Source organism: Streptomyces sp. NPDC059564, from assembly GCF_042735575.1.
GTDB lineage: Bacteria > Actinomycetota > Actinomycetes > Streptomycetales > Streptomycetaceae > Streptomyces.
In genome coordinates this window covers 1-4,745 of the sequence record NZ_JBHWBP010000477.1, presented here as the reverse complement: position 1 = coordinate 4,745, position 4,745 = coordinate 1, and the positions used below count along the sequence as shown (strand labels likewise).

The 4,745-nt window shown below is 76.0% G+C and carries 2 protein-coding genes; both read left to right on the top strand.

What is annotated here, in order from left to right; all coding sequences use genetic code 11:
• Nucleotides 1–146: 146 nt before the first annotated feature.
• Nucleotides 147–1,004: a DUF4132 domain-containing protein gene (locus ACFV0Q_RS38485; protein ID WP_385012347.1), complete on the top strand. Its 858-nt coding sequence runs from the start codon at nucleotides 147–149 to the stop codon at nucleotides 1,002–1,004.
• Nucleotides 1,001–4,745, top strand: a 3,745-nt coding sequence (locus ACFV0Q_RS38480; RefSeq protein ID WP_385012345.1) for a DNA-binding protein, incomplete at its 3' end; no start/stop codon positions are given. The genes ACFV0Q_RS38485 and ACFV0Q_RS38480, both read left to right, overlap by 4 nt.

Genomic DNA, 4,745 nt, shown 5'->3' with positions numbered 1-4,745 from the left:
ACGTCAGACCACCTGCGGGCCACCCTCCGGACGGCGTTGTCAGTGGGGCTCGCTAGTCTCCCGGCATACCGCAGCTCAGCAGGCGTTGGCGCCTTGTTCCGGGCTGCGCAAGAGCGTTTTTCGGACAGGCGGAGGGGCACGGGCTGATGGCGTGGCTGGCGTTGGACGAGGGGTACGAGATCGCCCTCGTGGAGGGGCGGATCGCGGTGCGGAGGCCCGCGGGGCGGCAGTTGAAGACGGTCCCGAAGGCATTGCGCGACCACCCCGAGGTGGACCGGCTGCGCCGGCTCGCCGAGTGGCTCGACCGGCACGAGGCGGCCTGCGCCGCCCAGGTGGACACCTGGATGGTGTCCTCCCTCCCGGTGCCGACCGCCCTCCTCGCCCGGGTGTGGCCCGACGAGGCCTGGCAGGCCGCCCTGCGCGACCTGGCCGTCGTCGCCGACACCGACCCCGACGAGGTGGGCTTCCTGCGCGACGCCACCCCCGAGGGCGAGCTGAAGGTGGTCAACCTCGACGGCGAGACGGTGCGCCTGCGTCCGCGCACGGTGACCCTGCCGCACCCGGTGCTGCTGCCCGACCTGGACGACGTACGGGAGTTCGCGGCCGAACTGGACATCGTGCAGCGGGTCGAGCAGATCCACCGGGCGACCTGGGCGAAGCCCGCCGATCTGGCGCCGGGCGCGACGGAGGTGAAGGACTACGCGGGAGGGGCGTTCCCCACCCGGTTCAGCCTCGCGGCCCGCGCCACCGGCCTCGGCTACCGGGTCTCCGGCGGCTACGCCACCTGCAAGGTGCGCGACTCGGGCCGGGCGGTGGAGGCGGCCGTGTGGATCGGCGAGCCCTACTGGGAGGACGAGTCCCTCACCGGGCCCCTGAACTGGCACGACGAGGAGGGCCGGGCCGTCCGGCTCGGCGAGGTCGGACCGGTGGCCTGGTCCGAGGGGATGCGGATGGCCGCGGCGCTGTACGCCGGGCGCAAGATCGAGGAGGGCGGGGACGCATGAGCACCACCGACACCGTGAACACCACCGAAGGCGCGAGCGCCGCCCAACTGCTCGCCGCGGGCGCCGTGCTGCCCGCCGGCACCACCGGCGCCGGGCCCTCCGCCGTCCCGCTGACCGCGCGGACGTACCGTCACCCCGCGCTCGGGGACGGGCGGGTCGTCGTACGGCTCGCCGCCGCCGAACTGGGCGCCGCCGAGGACCTCGCCGCGGGCTTCCTGGGCCTCGTACCCGAGGGCGAGCCGCCCGTCGTCGGTCTCGGCCGGCGCCAGGCGCTCGGCTTCCCCGAGTGGGTGCTGGTGCACCACCCCGAGGACGGCCACCACGCGCTCGCCGTGGTCCCCGAGCTGGACCGGCTCGCCCGGCAGGCCAAGACCAAGCCCAAGGCCGCCCTCGACGCCTGCCACGAGCTCGCCGACCGGCTCGCCGCCGCCGTCCCGCACTTCCTGCCCGTCTTCTACGAGCAGGCCGCGCGGACCTTCCTCGCCGTCGAGAACACCACCTACGCCGCCCAGCTGTTCGGCCGGGCCCGCGCGAGCGAGGCCCGCTACGGCCTGACCGTCGACGAGGACCGCCTCGACTCCGTCTTCCTCGAATTCGCCCTGGCCGGCGCCCTGCCGGTGAAGGTCCTCACCGGGTACGGCAAGGAACTCGCGGTGCGGGTCTCCCCCGCCGAGGCCTTCACGCGCTTCCGCCGCCTGTGCGTCCGCCGCACCGCGGGCGGACTCGCGCCGTCCGCGCAGGCCACCACCGAACTGCGCCGCCTCGCCCGGGCCGCCGGGCTGGCCGGCGGCGAAGCCGAGCAGGAGTACCTGGCCGAACTGCTGCCGCTCCCCGCCACGCTGCGGGCCGCCGCAGGCTGGTGGAAGTCCCACCGCGCGGCCCTCGTCGCGCTGGCCCGCCGCGTGCCCTCCGTACGCGGAACCCTGCTCGGGATGACGCCCGGCAGCGGCAGCGGCAGCGAGGCCGGCGAACTGGCCGCGCTGTGGCTGGAGGTGCTGGAGGAGTCGGGCGCCACCGCCGGGCTCGCCGACGGCGGCCTGCCCGCGGAGGAACGCTGCGCCGACGGCACGGCCGGCTGGCTGGAGCGCTTCCACACCGCCCGGCACTCCGGCTGGGGCCACCCGCCCGCGCTGCCCGCCCTCCTCGCGCTCGTCACCCGCTGCGCGGACCGGCTGCGCGCCGAACTCGCCCTGCCGGACCGCGAGGAGGGGCTGCGCCTGGGCCTCCAGGACGTCAACCTCCTCGACCTGCTGCTCTCCCTGGACCTGCCGGTCGCCGACCCCGGGGACGGCTGGAAGGGCTTCATGGGCCTGGACCAGTGGGCCGCGTCCCCCGAACCGCGCGACCTGCGCGCGCTGTGCGCCGACGAACGGCTGCGGCCCGCCTTCTTCCGCACCCTGGACCGCCAGCACAACCACGGATCGAGCAGCCGCTCGACCGTCCGGCGCCTCGCCGAATGCCCCGGCAGCATCCCGCTGGTCGCCGACTGGGTCCGCGAGGTGGCCGCCGCGTCCACGGCCGCCGCGCTGCCCGACCTGCCCGACGCCATCCGGCGGCTGACCTGGCTGCCGGAAGAGGCCCTGGCGCTGGCCCCGCAGGAGGTGTCCCGGGCCGCCTCCGCCGACCTCGGTGAGATCCTCGCCCGCACCCTGCGCGGCGGCCTGGTCGAGGAACTGGTCTGGCCCGCCTGGGAGAAGGCCGTCGCCGAGCTGTCGCCCGCGAAGAACGGCCGCCAGCGGCTGACGGTGATGGACGCCTGGCCGTACGTCATCGTCGCCAGCAACACGCAGGTCCGGGTCCTCGACGCCGACTCCACCGTGCTCACCCACGACCTGCGGATCCCCACCACCAGCGGCCACCACCAGCACGGCTTCCACTACACCGACGGCGACCTGCTGGTGTTCTGGGTCCGGTACGACGGGCCCGTGCAGGGCTACTGGCTGAGCGCCCCCGGCGACGTCCTCACCCTGGAGTCCTCCGCCACCTACTGGTCGGTCCGCTCCGAGCACGTGACCCTGCCCCTGCCGGGCGGCGGCCGCACCACCGGCGGCGGCGTCCTGCACCGCGGCGACACCAGGCTGCCCGCCGAGCGGGCCGTCATCAGCGACGGCACCTCGTACTGGGCCTGGGAACAGGGCGGCAAGCAGGCCGGAGAGCGCGAAGAGGCGGGCTGGGCCGAGTACGACCCCGCCACCGGGATCCACGGACGGCGTTCCCTGCCCGGGTTCCTCGCCGACGCCCTGCGCGACCACCCCGCCGGCAGCACCCTGCCCGACCACACCGGCCAGAACTGGCTGCGCCCGACGCCCGCCGTCGAGGGCTCGGTGCTCGGCACGCCCGTGGACGGAGTGCTCGGCTGGCGTGCCGTACGCGTCCCCGGACAGGGCTGGCACGGCTCCGACACCGCCGGACGGTCCGTCACCCTCGGCGAGGAAGCCCGCTTCCCGCGCCACGCGGTGACCCTGCCCGGCGACGACCGGCCCCGCGCCGTGTCCTGCGACTGGCGCACCCTCACCCTCCACGACCCCGAGGGCGTCCCCGTCTCCCGGATCACCGGAGACCACCACAACGAGACGTACTCCGCCCGGGGCGCGGAATTCCCGCCGCTCCCCTACTGGTACTGCCTGCGCGCCCGGGACCCCGAGGGATCGGCGGCGCTGCGCGCCATGGACACGGCCGCGGCCGGAGCGCTGCTGAAGGCCGCGAACGCGGTGGAGAAGAACGACGAGGTGCCCGCGCTGGTGCGGGCCGCCCTGCCGGGCGTCACCGCGGACCCGCTGATCGGCGGCGTCGTCGCGGCCGTGCACGTGGCACGGGTCCACGGCCGGGCCCTGGCCAAGGTCGCCGACTCCCTGGCCCGGGGACCGGTGGCCCCGCGCACCGCCCCCGCGGACCGGGGCCCCGCCGACGACCTGCTCGACGGCGGCCTGGACGGCCTGGTGGGCTCCGGGCACTACCGCTACGGCGGGAACAACGACTCCGCGTACCGGTTCCTGCGCACGCTGGCCTCGGCGACCGCCGACACCGCCGCCGAGGGGGTGCCCGGACGGCTGCACCTGGACGTGCCCAAGCTGGCGTACTCGGCGTTCCCGTGGACCGGGCCGTTCCTGGAGCAGCCCGCGGCGGTCGCGTACCGGATGACGGTCACCGGCACCTCCGACGAGCAGCGGGCGGCGCTGCGCCGGGTGCTCGGCGCGGTGGACGCGCTGGGTCTGGGCTCGGCCGAGGGCTCCGCGGCGCGCTGGCGGCGGGTACGGGTCAGGCTGGACGACACCTCGCTGGTGGGCGGCGACGGGCGCGAGCGCAACCTGCGCCACCGCTCCGTCCTGCCGCTCGGCGGCGGCGCCGTCCTCGGCGTCACCGACCACGGTGAACAGCAGCCCGGAGGGCGCGAGTTCGAGGCCCTGCTGCACGACCCGTCCGGGGCCTTCGCCGTACCGGCGCCCTACACCGGGGTCGGTCCGGCCTCGCCCGTAGGCGATCCGGACCGGGCGGCCGGCTGGCTCGCGGCGTTCCTCGGCGAGGCCGACCGGCGGGGTCCGGCGCCCTGGTTCCCGGAGGCAGCCGAGGAGTTCGGGCGGCTGACCGGGGTGTCCGCCGCCGTGGCGCGGCTGGTGCTCGCGGGTCTGCCGCACCTGGACTCGTACGATCGCGGGTTCCTCCCCGCCGAACTGCGCGCCACCCTCGGGGTGAAGGCCACCGACGCCGCGCACGGCCGGGACGACCTCAAGGACCTCGGCT